The sequence below is a fragment of the Pseudomonas sp. PICF141 genome (assembly GCF_002286815.1).
In the GTDB taxonomy this organism is placed as follows: domain Bacteria; phylum Pseudomonadota; class Gammaproteobacteria; order Pseudomonadales; family Pseudomonadaceae; genus Aquipseudomonas.
On sequence record NZ_MUNM01000066.1, the window covers coordinates 1 to 23,269 of the forward strand.

General features: G+C 60.1%; 19 protein-coding genes. 7 read left to right on the forward strand and 12 right to left on the reverse strand.

The window, feature by feature from the left end; genetic code table 11:
• Positions 1 to 239: 239 nt before the first annotated feature.
• On the forward strand, positions 240 to 1,733 hold the full coding sequence (locus BZL43_RS18230; protein ID WP_095633593.1) for a YifB family Mg chelatase-like AAA ATPase: 1,494 nt from the start codon (positions 240 to 242) through the stop codon (positions 1,731 to 1,733).
• A gap of 6 nt (positions 1,734 to 1,739) precedes the next feature.
• Here BZL43_RS18230 and BZL43_RS18235 read toward each other — a convergent pair whose 3' ends face one another.
• The 3 genes from BZL43_RS18235 to BZL43_RS18250 form a co-directional block, all read right to left on the reverse strand.
• A complete protein-coding gene (locus tag BZL43_RS18235; protein ID WP_095633594.1) occupies positions 1,740 to 2,954 on the reverse strand; it encodes an aldose 1-epimerase family protein in 1,215 nt (404 codons plus the stop codon).
• Between the two features lie 252 nt (positions 2,955 to 3,206).
• Entirely contained in the window at positions 3,207 to 5,183 is a 1,977-nt protein-coding gene (locus BZL43_RS18240; RefSeq protein WP_095633595.1) for a methyl-accepting chemotaxis protein, read from the reverse strand.
• A 184-nt stretch (positions 5,184 to 5,367) separates the two neighbouring features.
• A complete protein-coding gene (locus tag BZL43_RS18250; protein WP_095633596.1) occupies positions 5,368 to 6,288 on the reverse strand; it encodes a LysR substrate-binding domain-containing protein in 921 nt (306 codons plus the stop codon).
• Positions 6,289 to 6,444: 156 nt separating this feature from the next.
• On the opposite strand from BZL43_RS18250, the gene BZL43_RS18255 reads away from it, so the two are divergent.
• On the forward strand, positions 6,445 to 7,842 hold the full coding sequence (locus BZL43_RS18255; protein WP_095633654.1) for a NorM family multidrug efflux MATE transporter: 1,398 nt from the start codon (positions 6,445 to 6,447) through the stop codon (positions 7,840 to 7,842).
• Between the two features lie 103 nt (positions 7,843 to 7,945).
• On the opposite strand, the gene BZL43_RS18260 is transcribed toward BZL43_RS18255, so the two are convergent.
• Positions 7,946 to 9,610 (reverse strand): bifunctional diguanylate cyclase/phosphodiesterase, encoded by a 1,665-nt coding sequence (locus tag BZL43_RS18260; RefSeq protein ID WP_095633597.1) that lies wholly within the window; start codon positions 9,608 to 9,610, stop codon positions 7,946 to 7,948.
• Between the two features lie 237 nt (positions 9,611 to 9,847).
• On the opposite strand from BZL43_RS18260, the gene rep reads away from it, so the two are divergent.
• Together rep and BZL43_RS18270 are read left to right on the forward strand one after the other, a co-directional pair.
• Positions 9,848 to 11,857, forward strand: a complete 2,010-nt coding sequence (gene rep, locus BZL43_RS18265; protein ID WP_095633598.1) for a DNA helicase Rep — start codon at positions 9,848 to 9,850, stop codon at positions 11,855 to 11,857.
• A gap of 69 nt (positions 11,858 to 11,926) precedes the next feature.
• A complete protein-coding gene (locus tag BZL43_RS18270) occupies positions 11,927 to 12,499 on the forward strand; it encodes a xanthine phosphoribosyltransferase (RefSeq protein ID WP_095633599.1) in 573 nt (190 codons plus the stop codon).
• Between the two features lie 126 nt (positions 12,500 to 12,625).
• Here the strand turns inward: BZL43_RS18270 and BZL43_RS18275 are convergent, their stop codons facing one another.
• The 6 genes from BZL43_RS18275 to dadA form a co-directional block, all read right to left on the reverse strand.
• Entirely contained in the window at positions 12,626 to 14,548 is a 1,923-nt protein-coding gene (locus tag BZL43_RS18275; RefSeq protein ID WP_095633600.1) for an acetyl-CoA hydrolase/transferase C-terminal domain-containing protein, read from the reverse strand.
• 133 nt (positions 14,549 to 14,681) lie between these two features.
• Positions 14,682 to 15,095 carry a cytochrome c5 family protein gene (locus tag BZL43_RS18280; protein WP_095633601.1) on the reverse strand — a complete coding sequence of 138 codons (414 nt, stop codon included), beginning with the start codon at positions 15,093 to 15,095 and terminating at the stop codon, positions 14,682 to 14,684.
• Between the two features lie 182 nt (positions 15,096 to 15,277).
• Entirely contained in the window at positions 15,278 to 15,826 is a 549-nt protein-coding gene (locus tag BZL43_RS18285) for a cupin domain-containing protein (RefSeq protein WP_018927504.1), read from the reverse strand.
• 129 nt (positions 15,827 to 15,955) lie between these two features.
• Positions 15,956 to 17,029, reverse strand: coding sequence for an alanine racemase (alr, locus tag BZL43_RS18290; RefSeq protein WP_095633602.1), 1,074 nt, complete (start codon positions 17,027 to 17,029; stop codon positions 15,956 to 15,958).
• A 97-nt stretch (positions 17,030 to 17,126) separates the two neighbouring features.
• Positions 17,127 to 17,480, reverse strand: coding sequence for a RidA family protein (locus BZL43_RS18295; RefSeq protein WP_095633603.1), 354 nt, complete (start codon positions 17,478 to 17,480; stop codon positions 17,127 to 17,129).
• Positions 17,452 to 18,756, reverse strand: a complete 1,305-nt coding sequence (gene dadA, locus BZL43_RS18300; protein ID WP_095633655.1) for a D-amino acid dehydrogenase — start codon at positions 18,754 to 18,756, stop codon at positions 17,452 to 17,454. Before dadA ends, BZL43_RS18295 begins: the two co-directional genes overlap by 29 nt.
• Positions 18,757 to 18,912: 156 nt before the next feature.
• Between dadA and BZL43_RS18305 the strand changes: the two genes are divergently transcribed.
• Positions 18,913 to 19,401 carry an Lrp/AsnC ligand binding domain-containing protein gene (locus BZL43_RS18305; protein ID WP_003206849.1) on the forward strand — a complete coding sequence of 163 codons (489 nt, stop codon included), beginning with the start codon at positions 18,913 to 18,915 and terminating at the stop codon, positions 19,399 to 19,401.
• A 67-nt stretch (positions 19,402 to 19,468) separates the two neighbouring features.
• Here BZL43_RS18305 and BZL43_RS18310 read toward each other — a convergent pair whose 3' ends face one another.
• Positions 19,469 to 19,822: a YkgJ family cysteine cluster protein gene (locus BZL43_RS18310; protein WP_095633604.1), complete on the reverse strand. Its 354-nt coding sequence runs from the start codon at positions 19,820 to 19,822 to the stop codon at positions 19,469 to 19,471.
• Positions 19,823 to 19,969: 147 nt separating this feature from the next.
• Between BZL43_RS18310 and BZL43_RS18315 the strand changes: the two genes are divergently transcribed.
• Positions 19,970 to 21,283: an FAD-binding oxidoreductase gene (locus BZL43_RS18315; protein ID WP_095633605.1), complete on the forward strand. Its 1,314-nt coding sequence runs from the start codon at positions 19,970 to 19,972 to the stop codon at positions 21,281 to 21,283.
• 118 nt (positions 21,284 to 21,401) lie between these two features.
• On the opposite strand, the gene BZL43_RS18320 is transcribed toward BZL43_RS18315, so the two are convergent.
• Positions 21,402 to 21,647 carry a DUF1127 domain-containing protein gene (locus tag BZL43_RS18320; RefSeq protein WP_095633606.1) on the reverse strand — a complete coding sequence of 82 codons (246 nt, stop codon included), beginning with the start codon at positions 21,645 to 21,647 and terminating at the stop codon, positions 21,402 to 21,404.
• A gap of 179 nt (positions 21,648 to 21,826) precedes the next feature.
• On the opposite strand from BZL43_RS18320, the gene BZL43_RS18325 reads away from it, so the two are divergent.
• Complete coding sequence (locus BZL43_RS18325; RefSeq protein WP_095633607.1) at positions 21,827 to 23,248, forward strand: PLP-dependent aminotransferase family protein; 1,422 nt, start codon at positions 21,827 to 21,829, stop codon at positions 23,246 to 23,248.
• Positions 23,249 to 23,269: the final 21 nt, after the last annotated feature.

Consider the following 23,269-nt stretch of genomic DNA (forward strand, 5'->3'; position numbering starts at 1 on the left):
ACCCGCTTAAAAAGCTAGAACTGGTGCCCACTTAAATTTAAGTGCACACCATGTCTTGGCCTTGAAGGGCTGGGTAGATGACTTGGCCGGACGCATACACTTTTTTCATATATTGGCTCGATTGATACTCGCAACATCCAGAGAAAATTTGGCACCTCCGCCATCACGCTAAATCACCTCCTCCCGTCTACCCTTCAAAAAACCGCAGGAAGCGGTCCTCGTCAGCTCAAGGAACGACCATGTCCCTCTCCATCGTCCACAGCCGCGCCCAGGTCGGCGTAGAAGCACCCGCCGTCACCGTAGAAGTGCATCTGGCCAACGGCTTGCCGTCGCTGACCATGGTCGGGCTGCCCGAGGCGGCGGTGAAGGAAAGCAAAGACCGCGTTCGCAGCGCGATCATCAATTCCGGCCTGCAATTTCCGGCACGGCGCATCACCTTGAATCTCGCCCCGGCCGATTTACCGAAAGATGGCGGGCGATTCGATCTGGCGATTGCCTTGGGAATTCTCTCGGCCAGCGTGCAAGTGCCGACATTGACGCTGGATGACGTGGAGTGCCTGGGAGAGTTGGCCCTGTCGGGTGCGGTGCGGGCGGTTCGCGGTGTATTGCCCGCGGCACTGGCAGCACGCAAGGCCGGGCGCACGCTGGTGGTGCCGCGAGCGAATGCCGAGGAGGCTTGCCTCGCTTCCGGGTTGAAGGTGATTGCGGTGGATCATTTGCTGGAAGCGGTCGCGCATTTCAATGGCCACACGCCCATCGCCCCCTACGCGTCCAACGGTTTGCTCTACGCCAGCAAACCCTATCCAGACTTGAATGAAGTGCAGGGGCAACTTGCCGCCAAGCGTGCGTTGCTGATTGCGGCGGCGGGTGCTCATAATCTGCTGTTCAGCGGACCGCCGGGGACGGGGAAAACGTTGTTGGCGAGTCGTCTGCCGGGGCTGTTACCGCCATTGGCCGAGAGTGAGGCGCTGGAAGTCGCGGCGATTCAATCCGTCGCCAGTTGTGTGCCCCTGAGTCATTGGCCACAGCGCCCCTTCCGACAGCCGCACCACTCCGCTTCAGGCCCAGCGCTGGTAGGCGGCGGCTCAAAACCGCAACCGGGCGAGATCACCCTCGCCCACCACGGAGTGCTGTTCCTCGATGAGCTCCCGGAATTTGATCGCAAGGTATTGGAGGTATTGAGAGAGCCACTGGAATCCGGCCACATCGTGATTTCCCGCGCCAAGGACCGCGTACGCTTCCCGGCACGCTTTCAACTGGTCGCGGCGATGAACCCTTGCCCCTGTGGATATCTTGGCGAGCCCAGTGGTAAATGCAGTTGTACGCCGGACATGGTCCAGCGTTACCGCAACAAACTGTCGGGGCCACTGCTGGACCGCATCGATCTGCACCTGACAGTTGCTCGCGAAGCCACAGCGCTGAATCCTGCGTTAAAACCCGGCGATGATACTGCCACCGCCGCCGAGTTGGTGGCCGATGCGAGAGAACGCCAACAAAAACGCCAAGACTGCGCCAATGCATTCCTCGATTTACCGGGCCTGCGCAGACACTGCAAGTTATCCACAGTTGACGAAACCTGGCTGGAAACGGCGTGTGAGCGGCTGACCTTGTCGCTGCGAGCGGCCCATCGACTGCTCAAGGTCGCTCGCACCTTGGCGGACCTTCAGCAAGTCGATGGCATCACCCGTGAACACTTGGCCGAAGCGCTGCAATATCGGCCAACAACACTCTAGCCGGCATCACCCCTTGGTCAGATCAACCAACGGCGTCTGCCGCACCTCAGTCTCCCGCCCACCCTGAATCTCGCTCACCCGCTTCAACGCCTTATCCACAGCCGCCTTGTCCGCCAACAAGCTGTAGCTGATCCGGAACTGCTTCTGTTCCTTTGGCGCAATCGTCGGCACCAGGTTCAGGGGCCGTTGATACCTGCGGTTGTAGGAAAAACTCGTCCCCGGCTCCAACCCCGTGACATAGCCCTGGCCTTCGGTATCGGTGTTTTTCCACAGGGAGAACACGGGCAGTGTTTGAGTATTGAAGCCGACCGAAACCCCCAGGCTGCCGGCCTTGTCATGCAGCACGGTCAACGTATCGCCCTTGGCATCGGCATACGGCACCACGTTGTAAACCGTTTCGTCGTAGTCCTTGGTCGGTGCGCGGTAGGTTTGCCAATCCGGCAGATCGCCCTTGGCCTTGTCGTTGAACGGCGACACCTGTTTCACTGGCGCGGCGAAGCGGGCGCCCTGTTCCAGGAATGGCGCGCCGAAGTTGCTGTGATACAGCGCCTGGTATTCCTTCGGATAGTCGCCATTGTTGGTCAGGGTATCGTTGAGGGCGAACGCTACGCTGCCGGGTTCGGTGACCAGTTCGGTCGCGACGGAGAAGTCGACTTTCTTGAACGCCTGTTCTTTCAGCTCACCGCGCAGGGTGATGGCGTACGGCGGTTTTTCATCGATGTGCAGGGTGACTTTATTGGCAGGGATATTGGCGGCGCGACCGTGCAGGGTCAGCAGTTCGCCGTTATCGATACCGGGGTGGCCGACCCATTCGTAGCCGCAGCGGGTGACCAGTTCGTTGAAACCCTCCAGCCAGCCCAGGCCACCGCGGCCGTTGAGTTCGATGAAGGATGGATTGACCACTTCCTTGACCGGCGAATCCCAGCCCATGCGCACATTGCCGACCGAGGCCTGCAAGACGTTCATGCCACGAGTCGGCACCACCGAGAGTTTCATCGGGCCGTTATCGATGTCGACGATGCTGACGCCTTCTTGCCGACCGCCGTGCAAGGTGCGCAGGGTGACGCTGAAGGGTTTGTCGGTTTTTACGCCGAGTTGCTGGCTGGTGATCTGCCAGTTCTGGGCGGCTTTGTCGGTGTCGAGCAGGACGTAATCCCAAGCCATGGCTTGGGAAGCAGCGGACAGTGCGCTGAGGGCAACGAACAATTTGAGCGGGGTCATGGCGGCAGCCTTTCTTGGAGTTGTGCCAATTTTATAGACTTGAAGAAACGTTTCAGCAAGCATAAAAATCGAGACACTGGTGCTAAATGCCAAGGAAGACGACCAGAGAGGAATTGATCCGAAGATTTCGCAAATCGGGATTGAGTCGATGCCATCGCCAGCAGGCCCACACTGGATCGAAGCTGAACCCAGAGTTTGTGAACACCCGAGATCAACTGTGGGCCTGCTCGCGATGGCGATTTCGGCAGCTACTCAACGAAACCGGTCAACCTCATGCCGCAAGTCCGCCGCCAGCTTCTCCAACTCTTTGGCCGTCACAGCCAGGTTCGACACCACTTCGCGCTGTTCACTGTTCGCCAACGCGATGCTTTGCAGATTGCTGCTGAGCAAGGTCGCGGTGCTGCTTTGTTCCTGGGTCGCGGTGGTGATGGCGGCAAATTGCTGACCGGCCGAGCGGCTTTGTTCATCGATTCGTGCCAGCGCCGAAGCGACATTGGCGTTGCGTGACAGGCCTTCTTGCATCAGCACGTTGCCCTGCTCCATGGTGCTGATGGCGTTGCCGGTTTCCTGCTGGATGCTTTGGATCATCCCGGAAATTTCGTCTGTGGCCTGGCGGGTGCGCGAGGCCAGGTTACGCACCTCATCGGCCACCACCGCAAACCCACGGCCCTGCTCACCAGCGCGGGCGGCTTCGATGGCGGCGTTGAGCGCCAGCAGGTTGGTTTGCTCGGCGATCGAGGTAATTACCCCGACAATGCCACCGATTTCCTGGGAACGCTGGCCCAAGGTATTGATTACCGTCGCGGTGCTGTTCAATGCACCGGCGATTTGCTCCAGGGAAGAAGACGCTTCGTCCATCGACGTACGACCGATCTGGGTTTGCTGTGCGTTTTCCTGCGCCAGACGCTGGGTGTTGCCCATGTTGTCGGCGATATTCAACGAAGTGGCGCTGAATTCTTCCACGGCACCGGCCATGCTGGTGATTTCGCCGGACTGCTGCTCCATCCCTTCATAGGCGCCACCGGACAACCCGGATAACGCCTGGGCACGGCTGTTGACCTCTGCCGAGGCCTTACGGATGTGCTCGACCATGGTCGACAGGGCCTGGCTCATCTGGTTGAAGGCGCGGGCCAGTTGACCGATTTCGTCATTGCTCGACACGTTCAGGCGAACACTCAAATCACCGGCGCCCAAGGCTTCGGCCTGGCGTACCAGATCCCCCAGTGGCGCCAGTTTGCTGCGCAGCAACCAGACCGCCGAACCAACCGCCAGCAACATCGCCAGCAAGCTGCCGATCGCCAATTGAATACCCACGCTCCAGGTGACGGCGCGGATTTCGCTTTTCGGCATGCTCGCCACCACCGACCACGGCCCGCCTTCGAACGGCACGGCAACACTGTAAAAATCTTGCGACGTGTCGTTCCAGAAGTCGCCTTTGCCCGGCGTCTTGGCCAGACCGACGATGCTTGGCACCGCCTGATCCGGCGCCTGTACACCGGCAATTGGCACCAGCCATTTGCCTTGTTCATCCAGCAACGCCAGGGAACCGGTCTGGCCGATGCGGAAGCGTTTGAGGTTGGAGAACTGTGCGTTCTGCGCGTCGGTGTAATCGAATCCTACGTACAGCACCGCAATGATCTTACCTCCGCTGTCGCGTACGGGGGTGTACTGCGACATGTAGAAGCGTTCGAACAGCAACGCTCGCCCCACGTAACTCTGCCCCGCCATCAAACGGGCGTAAGCCGGGTTTGCGTGGTCGAGCAGTGTGCCAATGGCTCGGCTGCCGTCTTGTTTGGTGACATTCGTGCTGACCCGAATGAACTCTTCACCGCTGCGCACGAACACGGTCGCAACGCCTGCGGTCATCTGCTTGAACTCGTCGACTTCCGCGAAGTTGTTGTTCAGCACTTCACTGCCCAGGTGCAGGCCCGGGGTCTGCACACCCGCCACGGTCACCGGCTGATCCGGGTGCACGCTCAAACCGGCACTGAAGCGCTTCTCGAACAGGCCGGCCAAGCGCTGGGTGCTTTCACGCAAGGTGCCGTGAAAGGTGCTCAACTGATCAGCCAGCAAGCGAGCCTCACTGGCCAGATGCTCTTCGCGGGTGGCAAGGTTGGCGGTGTCCAGCGAGCGAAGGGCGAACACGGTACTGCCACTGATGACAATTGCCAGAATCACGGCAAGCGCAAGACCCAGCTGTGAGGCAATCCGAGCACGAGGTTGAGACATGACAGCTCCTGACCCAGTGGCCGGATCATCTGATCCCATCGCACACTCGGCAAAATTTCTGATGGTGGGGGAAACATGGAACCTGCACGACGGTGCCATCAGCAGATTTTCGGCGGCAAAGTTGAATACTTGAGTAATGAGCGAGGATATGGCCCAAGGCCGCCATTGCGGCGGCACCATCGATTCAGCCCAGGCGCTCGACAGCCGGTAATTCCATGGCCCGGACCTCGCCTTGCAGGAAATCGCTGAGGCGGCGCAAACGTTCGCCGCCGGGGCGGGTTTTCGGCCAGACCAGGTAATAGTTTTCACCACTGGCGACGGCCGTCGGCCACGGCAAACTCAGACGTCCCTGCGCGACATCCTCCGCCACCATGAGCAAATCGCCCATGGACACGCCGTAACCTCTGGCCGCAGCGATCATGCCAAGCTCCAGCGTGTCGAACACCTGCCCGCCCTTGAGCGAGATTTGATCGGTCAGGCCCATGCGCTCCAGCCAGTTGCGCCAGTCACGGCGGTCTGGCGTGGGGTGCAGCAGCTCGGTACTGGCCAGGCGCGCAACGTCCCACGGTTGGTCCTTCAGAAGATTCGGCGCGCCCACCGGAATCAGCTCTTCGGGGAACAGGAAAGTTGCCTCCCAGTCCAGTGGAAAATGCCCGTTGCTGAGGATGACGGCGCAGTCGAAGGGCTCATGGTTGAAGTCCACCGTATCGATGTCCATCCAGGCGCTGGTCAATTGCACCTCGTTGCCCGGTCGCAGGTGCCGAAAACGACTGAGCCGCGCCAACAGCCAGCGCATGGTCAGGGTCGACGGGGCTTTCATGCGCAGGATGTCGTCTTCGGCCCGCAAGGTATTACAGGCCCGCTCGAGGGCGGTGAAGCCTTCGCGAATGCCGGGCAGGATCAGCCGCGCCGATTCGGTCAGTTGCAGGTTGCGCCCGCTGCGATGAAACAGCCGACAGGCGAAATGCTCTTCGAGCGTACGAATGTGCCGACTGACCGCACTTTGGGTGATCGACAGTTCTTCGGCCGCGCGGGTAAACGAACTATGCCGCGCCGCGGCTTCGAATGCTCGAAGGGCATACAAGGGAGGAAGACGACGGGACATCAGGAAGGCTCCTTTAGCGCGATTGCACCAACTTATCAGAAACTCCCCTGCATGAGTTTTAATCATGCCACCCATCCTTTTTATCCCTTTGTGCAAACCCCGCAGAGCGCCGAGAATCGACGTTTCCTGTTCTCTCTGATATCGAGCGTGATGATCATGCAGCATCCAGCGCGTAGTGAACTCTGGGCCATCCTGCGGCTGGCGGGGCCGTTGATTGCCTCGCAGTTGGCGCACATGTTGATGGTCCTCACCGACACGTTGATGATGGCGCGCCTGAGCCCCGAAGCACTGGCCGGCGGCGGCCTGGGCGCGGCGACGTATTCGTTCGTATCGATTTTCTGCATCGGCGTGATCGCTGCCGTCGGCACTTTGGTGGCGATCCGCCAGGGCGCGGGTGACATCCTTGGCGCGGCGCGGCTGACCAAGGCCGGGTTGTGGCTCGCCTGGTTGATGGCGCTGGTGGCGGGTTTGCTGCTGTGGAACCTCAAACCGGTGTTGCTGCTGTTCGGTCAGACCGAAACCAACGTCCAGGCTGCCGGCCAGTTTCTGTTGATCCTGCCCTTCGCACTGCCCGGCTACCTGAGCTTCATGGCGCTGCGCGGTTTCACCAGCGCCATCGGCCGGGCGAGCCCGGTGATGGTCATCAGCCTCGCCGGCACCGTGGCCAACTTCCTGCTCAACTATGCGTTGATCACCGGCATGTTCGGTCTGCCGAAAATGGGTCTGGTGGGCATCGGCCTGGTCACGGCGATCGTTGCCAACCTGATGGCGCTGGCGCTCGCGCTGCACATTCGTCGGCATCCGGCCTACGACGCGTATCCATTGCTGCCGGGGCTGTCGCGCCCCAACCGTCAATACTTGAAGGAATTGTGGCGCCTGGGCCTGCCGATTGGCGGCACCTATGCGGTGGAAGTCGGCCTGTTCGCCTTCGCCGCGCTGTGCATGGGCACCATGGGCAGCACGCAACTGGCGGCGCATCAGATCGCCCTGCAAATCGTTTCGGTGGCGTTCATGATTCCGGCGGGGCTTTCCTATGCGATCACCATGCGCATCGGCCAGCATTACGGCGCCGGGCAATTGCTCGATGCGCGGCTGGCCGGACGGGTCGGGATCGCCTTTGGTGCGGCGGCAATGCTCGGCTTTGCAATGGTGTTCTGGCTGCTGCCGCATCAGTTGATCGGCTTGTTCCTGGACCACAACGATCCGGCGTTCGGCGAAGTCATCAACCTGGCCGTGAGCTTGTTGGCGGTGGCGGCGTGGTTCGAGCTGTTCGACGGCACACAAACCATTGCCATGGGCTGCATCCGTGGGCTCAAGGATGCCAAGACCACGTTCCTGGTGGGTTTGGGCTGCTATTGGCTGATCGGTGCACCGGCCGCCTGGTGGATGGCCTTCCATTTGAATTGGGGGCCAACGGGGGTCTGGTGGGGTCTGGCGCTGGGGCTGGCGTGTGCGGCGGTGAGCCTGACGCTGGCGTTTGAGTGGAAGATGAAGCGGATGATTCGGCGTGAGCCGGCGTCGCAGGGCGATTTCCAGATAGCTCAGCCTGATTGAGATCCCTGCAGGAGCGAGGCTTGCCCGCGAATGGCATCACGCGGTGTATCCGAGACAACGCGTGATGCCATTCGCGGGCAAGCCTCGCTCCTACGGTACGTCGTTAAGCGAGCACCACCTGCTGACTGGAACCGAAGCTCAAATACTCAACCAGTTCCGCCAACGGCAACGGCTTGCTGATCAGATATCCCTGCACCTGATCACAACCAAAACCGCGCAACAAATCCAGTTGTTCCAGCGTTTCCACACCTTCGGCGACCACTTCCAGGTTGAGGTTGTGCGCCAGGTTGATCATCGCGTGTACCAGTTTGCGGTTCTCTTCCCGTTCCTCCATGCCGCCGACAAAGCTCTTGTCGACCTTCAACAAGGCGATTGGCAGGCTGTTGAGGTGCACGAACGAAGAAAATCCGGTGCCGAAGTCGTCCAGCGAGAAGCGCACGCCCAAACGCCCGAGGGCGTCCATGGTTTGCTTGACCAGGTCGCTGCGACGCATCACCGCAGTTTCGGTCAATTCGAATTCCAGCCATTGCGCCTCGACGCCACGCTCGGCAATCAGCCGGCTCAGGGTCGACAGCAACTGGCTGTCCTGGAACTGCCGGAACGACAGGTTGATTGCCATGTGCAGCGCCGGCAGACCTCGTTCGCGTAATGCTTGCATGTCTCGCAGGGCCCGGGAAATCACCCAGTAACCCAGCGGCACGATCAAGCCGCTTTGCTCGGCCAGCGGCACGAATTCGCTGGGAGGCAACAAGCCGCGTTCGCCATGACGCCAGCGCACCAACGCTTCGAGACCGACAATCTGGCCATCCTCAAGGTTCAGACGTGGCTGGTAATGCAATTCCAGCTCATCGCGGCGCAAGGCCCGGCGCAGCTCGCTTTCGAGGTCGGCGATGCTGCGGGCATTGCGATTGATCCGTTCGTTGAAGACGTGAAACGTGCAGCCCTGAGTACTCTTGGCCTGCTGCATGGCAATGTGCGCGTGCCACATCAACGGGTCGGCGCCGGCCTGCGCTCGTGCGTGAGCGATGCCGAGGCTGGAACCGATCAACAGGCTTTCGCCGTCAATCCAATAAGGTTCGGACAGCGCTTCGGTAATGCGTTCGGCCATCCATTCGGCGCGCTGTGGGGCGCGGCGGGTGTCGATAAGCAGGGCAAATTCATCGCTACCCAGCCGCGCCAGTTGATCGCTGGCCTCCAGCTGGCTTTTCAGCCGCGAGACCACTTGCAGGATCAACCGGTCGCCGGCCTGATGGCCGAGGGCGTCGTTGGCGTGTCGAAAGTTGTCGAGGTCGAGGTGGCCGAGGGCCAGGCCCCGACCATCGTTGTCGGCCAGACGCGCCGCCAGCAAGGTCTGGAAACCTTGACGGTTGGCGATACCCGTCAACGGGTCCTGCTCGGCCAGACGCTGCAAGGTGTTTTCCAACACGCCGCGCTCACGCACATGGCGCAGGCAGCGGCGCAACATGCCCGGGTCTAGCAGATTACGCACCAGCCAGTCGCTCACACCGTCGGGCGGCGCCAGCGGCTCGTGTTCGAGCAGCAAAACCGTCGGCAGGTTGCAACGGCCGGGGGCCGGCTGGAGAGCAGGAATCGTCAACAACACCGCGCTGCGGTTGTCATCGAACAGGCTACTGACCGACTCCCAGTTCGGCGCGCTGAGCAGCACAGCCGAACTCCCCATCGGAGCCAGACACTCGCGCAACAACGCTGCCCACGCTGGCTCTTCGGCCAGTAACAGCAAACGCAAGGGTTCGACAGGCGTAGACAAGCTAGCTCCCTAGACTCTGCAAAGATGTAGGCGGCGGGCATTATGCCGCGCAGATAACCAATGACCAAATGCGTCTTGAATACGAACATTAGACGCAAATTCACTACGCATCCTGCGTGAAAGTATCAAAACCGGCAATTAGAGATCGCGTGTTACGTCACAAGTCGGAGAGAGCAGCACAATTCGCTGAGCCTGTTAAAATGCCGGCCCATTTCGCTAATGACTCCCTGATTTCGTATGTCCCGACTCAATCCCCGGCAGCAAGAAGCCGTGAGCTACGTCGGCGGCCCTCTTTTGGTGCTCGCCGGCGCAGGCTCCGGCAAGACCAGCGTGATCACCCGCAAAATTGCGCACCTGATCCAGAACTGTGGCATCCGCGCCCAGTACATTGTCGCCATGACCTTCACCAACAAGGCCGCACGCGAGATGAAGGAGCGGGTCGGCACCCTGCTCAAAGGCGGCGAAGGCCGCGGCCTGACGGTCTGTACCTTCCACAACCTGGGCCTGAACATCATCCGCAAGGAACACGTGCGGCTGGGCTATAAACCGGGCTTCTCGATCTTCGACGAGACCGACGTCAAAGCCCTGATGACCGACATCATGCAGAAGGAATACTCGGGCGACGACGGCGTCGACGAGATCAAGAACATGATCGGCTCGTGGAAAAACGACCTGATCCTGCCACCCGAAGCCCTGGAAAACGCCCGCAATCCCAAAGAGCAGACCGCCGCCATCGTCTACACCCATTACCAGCGTACGCTCAAGGCGTTCAACGCGGTGGACTTCGACGACCTGATCCTGCTGCCGGTAAAACTGTTCCAGGAACACGACGATATCCTGGAAAAATGGCAGAACAAGGTCCGCTACCTGCTGGTGGACGAATATCAGGACACCAACGCCAGCCAGTATTTGCTGGTGAAACTGCTGATCGGCAAGCGTAACCAATTCACTGTGGTGGGCGACGACGATCAGTCGATCTACGCCTGGCGAGGCGCCCGCCCGGAAAACCTGATGCTGCTCAAGGACGACTATCCGTCCCTGAAAGTAGTCATGCTCGAGCAAAATTACCGTTCCACCAGCCGCATCCTGCGCTGCGCCAACGTGCTGATCTCCAATAACCCGCACGAATTCGAAAAGCAGCTGTGGAGCGAGATGGGCCACGGCGACGAAATCCGTGTGATCCGTTGCCGCAACGAAGACGCAGAAGCCGAGCGCGTGGCCGTGGAACTGCTCACCCTGCACCTGCGCACGGATCGGCCGTACAGCGATTTCGCGATCCTGTATCGCGGCAACTACCAGGCCAAGCTGATCGAGCTGAAGCTGCAGCACCACCAGATTCCGTACCGCCTGTCTGGCGGCAACAGCTTTTTCGGACGTCAGGAAGTGAAAGACCTGATGGCCTACTTCCGCCTGATCGTGAACCCGGATGACGACAACGCCTTCCTGCGAGTGATCAACGTCCCACGCCGGGAGATCGGTTCGACCACACTGGAGAAGCTGGGCAACTACGCCACCGAGCGAAAAATCTCGATGTACGCCGCCACCGACGAAATCGGTTTGGGCGAGCATCTGGACACGCGCTTCACCGATCGCCTGTCGCGCTTCAAGCGCTTCATGGACAAGGTCCGCGAGCAGTGCGCCGGCGACGACCCGATCTCCGCCCTGCGCAGCATGGTCATGGACATCGACTACGAGAACTGGCTGCGCACCAACAGCTCCAGCGACAAGGCCGCCGATTACCGCATGGGTAACGTCTGGTTCCTGATCGAGGCGCTGAAAAACACCCTGGAGAAAGACGAAGAAGGCGAGATGACCGTCGAGGACGCCATTGGCAAACTCGTTCTGCGCGACATGCTGGAGCGTCAGCAGGAAGAGGAAGACGGCGCCGAAGGCGTGCAGATGATGACCTTGCACGCCTCCAAGGGCCTGGAGTTCCCTTACGTGTTCATCATGGGCATGGAAGAGGAAATCCTCCCGCACCGTTCCAGTATCGAAGCCGACACCATCGAAGAAGAGCGCCGCCTGGCCTACGTCGGGATTACCCGGGCGCGTCAGACGCTGGCGTTCACCTTCGCCGCCAAGCGCAAGCAATACGGCGAGATCATCGACTGCGCACCCAGCCGTTTCCTCGATGAACTGCCGCCGGACGATCTGGCCTGGGAAGGCAATGACGACACCCCGACCGAAGTCAAAGCCGTGCGCGGAAATACCGCATTGGCAGATATACGTGCAATGTTAAAGCGCTAGAATTGAGCACTTTTTAACCGCACACTTTTTAAACGCCAGGCGCACACGGCGTCAGTAGAGGAAAGCTTCATGGAAGCACTGCACAAGAAAATTCGCGAAGAAGGCATCGTGCTTTCCGACCAGGTTCTGAAAGTCGACGCCTTTCTGAACCACCAGATCGACCCGGCCCTGATGAAGCTGATCGGCGACGAATTCGCCATGCTGTTCAAGGATTCTGGCATCACCAAGATCGTCACGATCGAAGCCTCGGGCATTGCCCCGGCAATCATGACCGGCCTGAACCTCGGCGTACCGGTGATTTTCGCGCGCAAGCATCAGTCCCTGACCCTGACTGAAAACCTGCTGTCGGCGACCGTTTATTCGTTCACCAAGCAAACCGAAAGCACCGTGGCGATCTCCCCGCGCCACCTGACCAGCAGCGACCGCGTGCTGATCATTGACGACTTCCTGGCCAACGGTAAGGCCTCGCAAGCGCTGATCTCGATCATCAAACAGGCCGGCGCGACCGTGGCCGGTTTGGGTATCGTGATCGAGAAGTCATTCCAGGGCGGCCGTGCGGAACTGGACGCCCAGGGTTATCGCGTGGAATCGTTGGCGCGGGTGCAGTCGCTGAAGGATGGCGTTGTAACCTTTATCGAATAAACCGCCGCATCACCGAACCTGTGGGAGCGGGCTTGCCCGCGATGAGGTCATAACATTCAACATTGATGTTGGCTGTTCCACCGCCATCGCGGGCAAGCCCGCTCCCACAGGTTTTTGTGGCGGCGGTTAATGCGCGGTGGCCTTCAGGCCGGTGAGCAACAGCCGCTGAAACAAATCCTCTTTCAACCCCTCCGGATTGGTCAGCTGCATCCTTTCCAGATGCACCGCAAATTCCGAAGGCTGCGGCGCATCCAGCGCAGCCTTGCCCAGTTCCAGAATCTCCGAGAGCTTGAACTTGCTCTTCAACCAGTTCAGTGCCCGCAATAAGTCCCGTTCCTCGGCGGTGAAATCGCAGCCCAGCGGATATTCCGGAAACAGATTCGAATGCCGAGCCTGAATGGCCTGCAAACGCTGCGGGCTGTTGTCGGCGAAGCGCGGATCGAGGCGAAAATGCTTCGGCAATTTGCCAACGCTCTGCGCCTGCTCGATCAGGCCAGGCTGGAAACGTGAGTCGCTGATGTTCAGCAACGCCTCGATCACTGCAGCGTCGGTCTTGCCCCGTAAATCAGCGATGCCGTATTCGGTGACGACGATGTCCCGCAGATGCCGCGGGATTGTGCAATGGCCGTATTCCCAGACGATATTCGAACTGACGTCACCGCCCGACTCGCGCCAACTGCGCAGCAGCAGGATCGAACGCGCGCCTTCCAGCGCATGGCCCTGGACGACGAAGTTGTATTGCCCGCCGACTCCGCTCAGTACCCGCCCGTCTTCAAGTTGATCGGCCACGCCGGCGCCAAGCAAGGTCATGGTGAAGACGGTGTTGATGAAGCGCGCATCGAGGCGCTGCAAGCGTTTGAGTTCTTCCTGACCGTAGAGCTCATTGATGTAGCTGATGCGGGTCATGTTGAACTCGAGTCGCTTATTCTGCGGCAACGCGCGCAAGCGCTCGTAGAAACTGCGCGGCCCGAGGAAAAACCCGCCATGCACCGAGATGCCGTCAGCCTGCGCGGCCTCGTCCAGCGTCCCGGCATTCGCCTGCTGCTGGGTCGCCACGTCCGGGTAGACTTTGCGCCGCACGATCCCGGCGTCCGCCAACACCAGCAAGCCGTTGACGAACATTTCGCTGCACCCGTACAGGCCCTTGGCGAACGGTTCGATACCTCCTTCGCGCTCAATCAACTGTGCCCACTGGCTGAGATTCAGATCCGCCAGCAACGCCTTGTAACCATCACTGTCAGCCTGCCGCGCCAGCAACGCTGCCGTTAAAGCATCCCCCATGGCCCCAATGCCAATCTGCAAGGTACCGCCATCGCGCACCAGCGTGCTGGCGTGCAACCCGATGAAATGATCCTGGAAACCCACCGGCATGTTCGGCGTGGAAAACAGCGTGGTGCTGTCTTTCGCGTCGATCAGCAGGTCGAAGGTGTCGATGCCGATTTCCGCATCGCCAGGCATGTACGGCAAATCGTTGTGTACCTGCCCCACCAGCAGGATCGTCTCCCCCGCCGCCCGACGCTTGGCGATCATCGGAAACAAGTCGAGGGTGATGTCCGGGTTGCAGCTCAGGCTCAGGCGATCGGGATGCTCGCTGTGGCTGGCGACCAATTGCGCCACCAGGTTCAAGCCAGCGGCATTGATGTCCCGGGCTGCGTGGCTGTAATTGCTGCTGACGTAATCCTGCTGGGCCGATGCGCTGTTTAGCAGGCTGCCTGGCTGCAGGAAGAATTGATGGACGTGAATGTTGGCCGGCAGGCTGTCGCGATGCAGGTCGGCGAGAAAATCCAGCTCCGGATAATCGCCGAATACTCGCTCGATGAAAGGTTCGAGGAAGCGCTTTTGCAAGCCATCGCCCAATGGCGGGCGTCCGAGGCACAGGGCGGTGTAAACCGTCAGCTGCCGCTCGGGCAATTGCGCGATCCGTTGATACAGCGCGTTGACGAAATGGTTGGGCTTGCCCAGCCCCAGCGGCAATCCCATGTGGATATGCGCCGGCAACCGCGCCAGAACATCATCGACCGCCTGTTCGATAGAACACAAACGCACCATCTGATCCTCCCGCCGTTCCATGAATTGGGGTTGGACCGAGCTTGCCGGGGATTTGCCGCAAAGCATAGCCTCAGCGGAAAATCGCACGTACAAAAAAAGCCGCTCGAAAGCGGCTTTTTGTTTGAAGACTGGCTTATTTCAAACCGGACATCTTCTGGATGGCGCCCTTGAGATCAGCATCAGAGCAATCGGCGCAGGTGCCCTTTGGTGGCATCGCGTTGACACCGGAAATTGCTTTGGCCAGCAAGCCGTCGAGGCCACCTTGTTTCTTGGCGCGCTCGCCCCAGGCTGCAGCGTCACCGATTTTCGGCGCGCCCAACAGGCCGCTGCCGTGGCATGCGTTGCAATGTTTTGCAATCACTGAGTCAGGGGTCTTGGCATCACCGCCCCCCGCAGACGCAGCGACTTCCATCCCCTTGCACTCTTTGCCCTGCACACAGACTTGGCCAACGGGTTCAAGACGTTTAGCGATATCGTCGTTGGTCGCAGCTTGTGCGCTGACTGCCCAAAGGGCCAATACGGTTGCTGGTGCGGCCAGCATTTTCATAATTAGGTTCACGCGTACACCCTCAATGGTGGCTAGTCACGCCCACGGCCACGGTTCGCAGGCGGGCGCAAGTATAGCGGTAAGCCCGTCACACTGAAACAACCCCAAAGTCGAAGGGGTCTTATCGTGGGAAGGAAATACAGCAAGGGCGTCTGCGCAATCCGGGCAGGACGCCGCTTCTCTTAGAAATTTGCCGGGGTGGCTGCGCTGATTAGTCGCGCCGGGGCATCGAACGGATTACGGAAACGGTGTGGCTTGGTACTTTCAAAGTAGTAGCTGTCGCCGGCTTCGAGCACAAATGTTTCGAGCCCGACCACCAGTTCCAGCCGCCCTTCCACCAGAATTCCGGTTTCCTCGCCCTCGTGGGTGAGCATCTCCTCGCCCGTGTCGGCGCCTGGCGGGTAGATTTCGTTGAGGAATGCAATGGCCCGGCTCGGATGAGCCCGACCGACCAGTTTCATGGTCACTGCCCCATCGGAAATATCGATCAGCTCGTGAGCCTTGTAGACGATCTGAGTCGGTTTTTCCTGCAGGATTTCTTCGGAAAAGAACTCGACCATGGACATGGGAATCCCGCCCAGGACCTTCCTCAGCGAACTGATCGAGGGGCTGACGCTGTTCTTCTCGATCATCGAAATGGTGCTGTTGGTAACACCCGCGCGTTTGGCGAGCTCACGCTGGGAAAGACCTTTGAGCTTACGGATCGATTGCAGTCGTTCACCGACGTCCAATGCTGGAGCCTCCAGGGGTTCAGGTTTGCAGAAATATTGAGCGTTATCATGGCGACAGCGTTCAGTATTTACAACACTTGGGCCTGAATCCTGTTTGGCGAAGCGACTTTCGGTCGGGCATGTGATTCGTCAGGCCCCGGAATAGAGGCGCGGCACCCGATGCAGGTTGCAGAAGATCTGGTAAGGAATCGTGCCCGCAGCCATCGCGACGTCACTGGCGAGAATATTTTTGCCCCACAACTCGACGGGCGAACCGAGGCCGGCTTGCGGCACATCGGTCAGATCGACGCAAAGCATGTCCATTGATACCCGACCCAGTAACTGACTACGCTGCCCGGCCACCAACACCGGCGTACCGCTCGGGGCCTGACGCGGATAACCGTCGGCATAACCCATTGCCACCACACCTACGCGCATCGGCTTGGCGGTGACAAATTTCGCGCCGTAGCCAATTGGCTCGCCAGCAGGCAGTTCGCGCACGCTAATCACTTTCGATTCCAGGGTCATCACCGGTTGCAGGCGGGCCGCCACGGCATTGGTCTCTTCGAACGGGGTCGCGCCATAAAGCATGATGCCCGGGCGCACCCAATCGCTGGGAACCTGCGGCCAACCGAGCACCGCCGGCGAATTACACAGGCTGATTTCAGCCGACAAACCCCGACGCGCCGCCTCGAACACCGCAACCTGCTCGGCGCAGCTCTGGCATTGCAACTCATCGGCGCGGGCGAAGTGACTCATCAGCACGATCTTCGCCACTTTGCCGCTGGCCAGCAGCCGTTGATAGGCCGCCTGATAATCCGCCGGGTGCAGGCCAACGCGATGCATGCCCGAGTCGAGTTTGAGCCAGACTGTGATCGGTTTGCTCAGCACGGCTTTTTCGATGGCCTCGAGCTGCCACAGCGAATGCACCACGCACCAGAAATCATGCTCGACGATCAGCGGCAGTTCATCAGCTTCGAAAAAACCTTCCAGCAGCAAAACGGGTGCACGAATACCGGCGGCGCGCAGCTCCAGAGCTTCTTCGATGCACGCCACGGCAAACCCGTCCGCCTCGGCTTCCAGCGCCTGGGCGCAGCGCACCGCGCCATGGCCGTAGGCGTCGGCCTTGATCACCGCGAGGGCCTTGGCCCCGGTCACTTCGCGGGCGAGCTGGTAGTTGTGGCGCAGGGCTTGAAGGTCGATCAGGGCACGGGCTGGACGCATGGCGGCAGACTTCTAGTCGGTCATTTGAAAAAAACCGGCGCTGGCTGACAGCGTGAACCGCCAACAGCGCCGGGAGAGGGATCTTTCTGGCTGAGCGTTATGGCAGCGCGGCGACAACCGACAGCTCGACCAGGATTTGCGGTTCGCACAGCTTCGATTCAACCGTCGCGCGGGCCGGTGCGACGCCTTTTGGCAGCCACTGGTCCCACACCGAATTCATGCCTGCGAAGTGCGCGTCGATGTCTTTCAGGTAAATCGTCACCGACAGCAAACGGCTCTTGTCGGTCCCGGCCAGGTCCAGCAAACGCTCGATGTTGGCGAGGGTTTCACGGGTTTGCTGTTCAATCCCGGCGTTCATGTCATCGCCGACCTGCCCTGCCAGATACACGGTACTGTTGTGGACCACGATCTGGCTCATGCGCTCATTGGTGAGCTGGCGCTGGATTGACATGTTTTGCGGACTCCTTGAGTTTGTTGCCATAACGGGAAATGTCGAGGCCTTCGGCGCTGATCTGCGGCGTCTTCTTCGCCATCAGGTCAGCCAGCAAACGACCGGAACCACAGGCCATGGTCCAGCCGAGCGTGCCGTGGCCCGTATTCAGAAACAGGTTTTTGAACGGCGTGGCGCCGACAATCGGCGTGCCGTCCGGAGTAGTCGGACGCAGGCCGGTCCAGAAACTCGCCTGGGCCAGATCGCCGCCCTGAGGATAAAGGTCGTTGACGATCATCTCCAGGGTTTCGCGCCGACGCGGGTTCAACGACAGGTCAAAACCGGCGATTTCCGCCATGCCGCCAACGCGGATGCGGTTGTCGAAACGGGTGATCGCAACCTTGTAGGTCTCATCGAGAATGGTCGACGTCGGGGCCATCGCCGGGTTGATGATCGGAACGGTCAACGAGTAACCCTTGAGCGGGTATACCGGCGCCCGGATGCCCAGCGGTTTGAGCAATTGTGGCGAGTAGCTGCCCAGCGCCAGCACGTAGCGGTCGGCGGTTTCCAGCTTGCCGTCGATCCACACGCCGTTGATGCGATCACCGGCGAAGTCGAGGCGCTGGATGTCCTGGCCGAAACGGAATTCCACACCCAGTTTTGTGGCCATCTCGGCCAGGCGGGTGGTGAAGATCTGGCAGTCGCCAGTCTGGTCATTCGGCAGACGCAAGGCCCCGGCGAGAATATCGGTGACACTGGCCAGGGCCGGTTCTACCCGGGCAATGCCGGCGCGGTCGAGCAATTCGAATGGCACGCCGGACTCTTTCAGCACGGCGATGTCTTTGGCGGCGCCATCAAGCTGGGCCTGGGTGCGGAACAGTTGGGTAGTACCCAGGGTGCGGCCTTCGTAGGCAATGCCGGTTTCGGCGCGCAATTCGTCGAGGCAGTCGCGGCTGTACTCGGACAGGCGCACCATGCGCTCCTTGTTCACCGCATAACGGCTGGCGGTACAGTTGCGCAGCATCTGCGCCATCCACAGGTATTGATTGATGTCGGCAGTGGCCTTGATCGCCAATGGCGCGTGACGCTGCAACAGCCACTTGATGGCTTTGAGCGGCACGCCCGGCGCGGCCCACGGCGAGGCATAACCCGGCGAAACCTGCCCGGCGTTGGCGAAACTGGTTTCCATGGCCGGCGCTGGTTGACGATCAACAACCGTCACTTCAAAGCCAGCCCGTGCCAGATAATAGGCACTGGCGGTACCGATGACGCCGCTACCCAAGACCAGAACGCGCATTTTCATATCCCTCATCGCGGCTTACCGCTGACGTTTGTTGTGCAGACCGAAGATGTGGGCAGTTTAAAAAAGATTAGCCAGTGCTTTTCACTATATAAGTGCCTATATTTGGCGACAATTCTCGGCAAAAACCCTTTTCACGGAGGCGCATCCCCTATGCGGACCAACACTCAGACCAAACGTGAGCTGGACAAGATCGACCGCAACATCCTGCGGATCCTGCAAGCGGACGGGCGTATCTCCTTCACCGAGCTGGGGGAAAAGGTCGGCCTCTCTACGACGCCCTGCACCGAGCGGGTACGGCGACTGGAGCGCGAAGGGATCATCATGGGCTACAACGCCCGCCTGAATCCGCAGCACCTGAAGGGTAGCCTGCTGGTGTTCGTGGAGATCAGCCTTGACTACAAATCCGGCGATACTTTCGAAGAGTTCCGACGCGCGGTGCTGAAACTGCCCCACGTGCTGGAATGCCATTTGGTGTCAGGGGATTTCGATTACCTGGTGAAAGCGCGGATTTCCGAGATGGCTTCCTACCGCAAACTGCTGGGCGACATCCTGCTCAAACTGCCGCATGTGCGCGAATCCAAGAGCTATATCGTGATGGAAGAAGTGAAAGAGAGCCTGAATCTGCCGATTCCGGATTGAGCCTGCACCGATCAGAGCCGAACGCAGAGCGTCCGATGAGGCATTCCCACGCAGAGCGTGGGAACGATCAAACCAACACCTGTCGGGTAGAAGCCATGTACTCATGAATCTGCTTCTCGACCCGCGGATGGATCAGCTCCACCGGCCGCCGGCCATTGGGGCATGGCAATGTCTGGGTGGTACCGAACAGCCGACAGATCAGCGGTCGTTCGTCATACACCGTGCAGCCGTTGGGGCCCAGGTGGACGCAGTTGAGTTCATCCATCGCCGCATCCTGCTCGGCCCGGGTCTTGCGCGGCAGGCGGGACATTTCTTCGGGCGAGGTGGTCACCGGCCCACAGCAGTCATGGCAGCCGGGCACGCACTCGAAAGAGGGAATCTGTTGGCGCAGCGTGCGAATTTTCTGACTGTTGCAACTCATCGAAGCGGTGACCGAATACGAAATAGACCAGGATTCTGACGCAAAAGCCCCGATCCAGACAGCACCAACCGACCGGTGTTGCCCGCGTCCGAAGCGCCGGCTTATGCTCCGTCAACTTTTTCAAACACATGCCCCAGGATGACGCACATGAACGCCCCCGTTCAGCAACCTGCCTTACGCCATCAACACGCGGCTTCCTATTACGCCGCCAGCAGCCTGCCGCAGCCCGAGCTTGCGGTACTCGAAGGTGAGCGGGTTGCAGACGTGTGCGTGGTGGGCGGCGGGTTCTCCGGGCTGAACACAGCGATTGAATTGGCCGAACGCGGGTTCAGCGTGGTGCTGCTGGAAGCGCACAAGATCGGTTGGGGCGCCAGCGGACGCAATGGCGGGCAGTTGATTCGAGGCGTCGGGCATGGCCTCGATCAGTTCGCCAACGTGATCGGCGTCGACGGTGTGCGTCAGATGAAACTGATGGGTCTGGAAGCGGTGGAAATCGTCCGACAGCGGATCGAGCGCTTTCAGATCCCTTGCGACCTGACCTGGGGCTACTGCGACCTCGCCAACAAGCCTCAAGACCTGGAAGGTTTCGCCGAAGACGCCAGCGAGCTGCACAGCCTCGGTTACCGTTACGCAACCCGTCTGCTGCAAGCTCACGAAATGCACAGTGTGGTGGGGTCCGATCGCTACGTCGGCGGTTTGATCGACATGGGCTCCGGGCATCTGCACCCTTTGAACCTGGCACTGGGCGAAGCGGTCGCCGCCGGGCAATTGGGTGTGAAGCTGTTCGAACAATCGGCGGTGACCCGCATCGATTACGGCCCCGAGGTCAAGATCCATACCGCCCGAGGCACGGTTCGCGCGAAGACCCTGGTGCTGGGTTGCAACGCCTACCTCAACGATCTGAACCCGCAACTCGGTGGCAAGGTGCTGCCCGCCGGCAGCTACATCATCGCCACCGAACCCTTGAGTGCGGAACAGGCTCACGCCTTGTTACCGCAAAACATGGCGGTCTGCGATCAACGGGTGGCGCTGGACTATTACCGACTCTCGGCGGATCGACGCTTGCTGTTCGGCGGCGCCTGCCATTATTCAGGGCGCGACCCGAAAGACATCGCCGCGTACATGCGACCGAAGATGCTGGCGGTATTTCCGCAACTGGCCGGGGTGAACATCGACTATCAATGGGGCGGGATGATCGGCATCGGCGCCAATCGCCTGCCGCAGATCGGCCGGCTCAAGGAGCAGCCGAATGTGTATTACGCCCAGGCCTATTCCGGTCATGGGTTGAATGCCACGCATCTGGCGGGCAAGTTGTTGGCGGAAGCCATCAGCGGTCAGCACAGTGGAGGGTTCGATATGTTCGCCAAAGTGCCGCATATCACCTTCCCGGGCGGCAAGCATTTGCGTTCGCCGTTGTTGGCGTTGGGGATGTTGTGGCATCGGATGAAGGAGTTGGTCTGAAAGATTTTCGGCGTCTGTGTCGACGCCTTCGCGGGCAAGCCTCGCTCCTACAGAGTCATGCGCGAACCTTGTAGGAGCGAGGCTTGCCCGCGAATGGATCTATAGACCGCCGCGATATTCAGATCTGCCAAAAAGGTTTAAGCCCCTCCTCCCGCGCCTGCTCCCGGCTCAATCCGACATCTCTGAGCTGCTCCGGCGTCAGCGTCAGCAACGCCTTGCGCGTGTGCAAACGATGCCAGAACAGGCCCCACCGACCCAGGCCGGACGGCGCGTTGCGCGTGACCGCCTCGCGTGCGCCGTTTTTTTGCCCTGCCGCCAGTTCCTGACTGTGTAACGTCAGCCGCACATCGCTCAAGCCGTTCATTTTCATTGCTCCTGTTTACTTGGGTAGCCAGAGCTTTCATGATGCGCGGGCGGCGAAAAGCATTACAGATTCAACGGTAGTGTATTAACTCCATACAGATTTTCCGTTTCAGCGTCTGAATCACACATTTTTGCCCCATCTGTACTGGTTAACCGAATCACCCACACCGAGACTGCGCCATGACCCTTTACGTCAACCTCGCCGAATTGCTCGGTACGCGTATCGAACAGGGCTTCTATCGCCCCGGCGACCGGTTGCCCTCGGTGCGAGCGCTGAGTGTCGAACACGGGGTCAGCCTGAGCACGGTGCAGCAGGCCTATCGAATGCTGGAAGATATCGGTCTGGCGATGCCCAAACCCAAGTCCGGTTATTTCGTACCGGTGAGTCGCGAGCTGCCGGAGCTGCCAGCGGTTGGCCGGCCGGCCCAACGGCCGGTGGATATCTCGCAGTGGGATCAAGTGCTGGAATTGATCCGCGCCGTACCGCGCAAGGACGTCGTGCAACTGGGTCGCGGCATGCCGGACATCACTACGCCGACCATGAAACCGCTGCTGCGCAGCCTGGCGCGAATCAGCCGTCGGCAGGACATGCCAGGTCTGTATTACGACAACATCTACGGCACCCTTGAATTACGCGAGCAGATCGCTCGCCTGATGCTCGACTCCGGCTGCCAGTTGAGCGCCAACGATCTGGTGATCACGACCGGTTGCCACGAAGCGCTGTCCACCAGCATCCGTGCCATTTGCGAGCCGGGTGATATCGTCGCCGTGGATTCGCCGAGCTTTCACGGCGCCATGCAGACACTCAAAGGCCTGGGCATGAAAGCCCTGGAAATCCCCACCGACCCGCTCACCGGCATCAGCCTCGATGCGTTGGAACTGGCGTTGGAGCAATGGCCGATCAAAGCCATACAGTTGACCCCCAACTGCAACAACCCATTGGGCTACATCATGCCGGAGGCGCGCAAGCGTGCGCTGTTGACGCTCGCGCAGCGTTTCGACGTAGCGATTATCGAGGACGATGTGTATGGCGAACTGGCCTACACCTACCCTCGCCCACGCACGATCAAATCCTTCGACGAAGACGGCCGCGTCCTGCTCTGCAGTTCCTTTTCCAAGACCTTGGCACCTGGCCTGCGCATTGGTTGGGTTGCACCGGGCCGATATCTGGAACGGGTGCTGCACATGAAGTACATCAGCACCGGGTCCACCGCGCCGCAACCGCAGATTGCGATTGCCGAGTTCCTCAAGGCCGGGCATTTCGAACCGCATTTACGGCGGATGCGCACGCAATACCAGCGCAACCGCGACGCGATGATCGACTGGGTGACCCGCTATTTCCCCGCTGGTACCCGGGCCAGCCGTCCGCAAGGCAGCTTCATGCTGTGGGTCGAATTGCCGGAGGGCTTCGACACCCTGAAACTCAATCGGGCACTGCATGATCAAGGCGTGCAGATTGCGGTCGGCAGTATCTTTTCCGCCTCGGGCAAATACCGCAATTGTCTGCGGATGAACTACGCTGCCAAAACAACTCCGCAGATCGAAGAAGCCGTGCGCAAGGTCGGAGCGACAGCCATCAAACTCTTGGCGCAAACCCACTGACCTTTCTTCGGGATGCGGCGT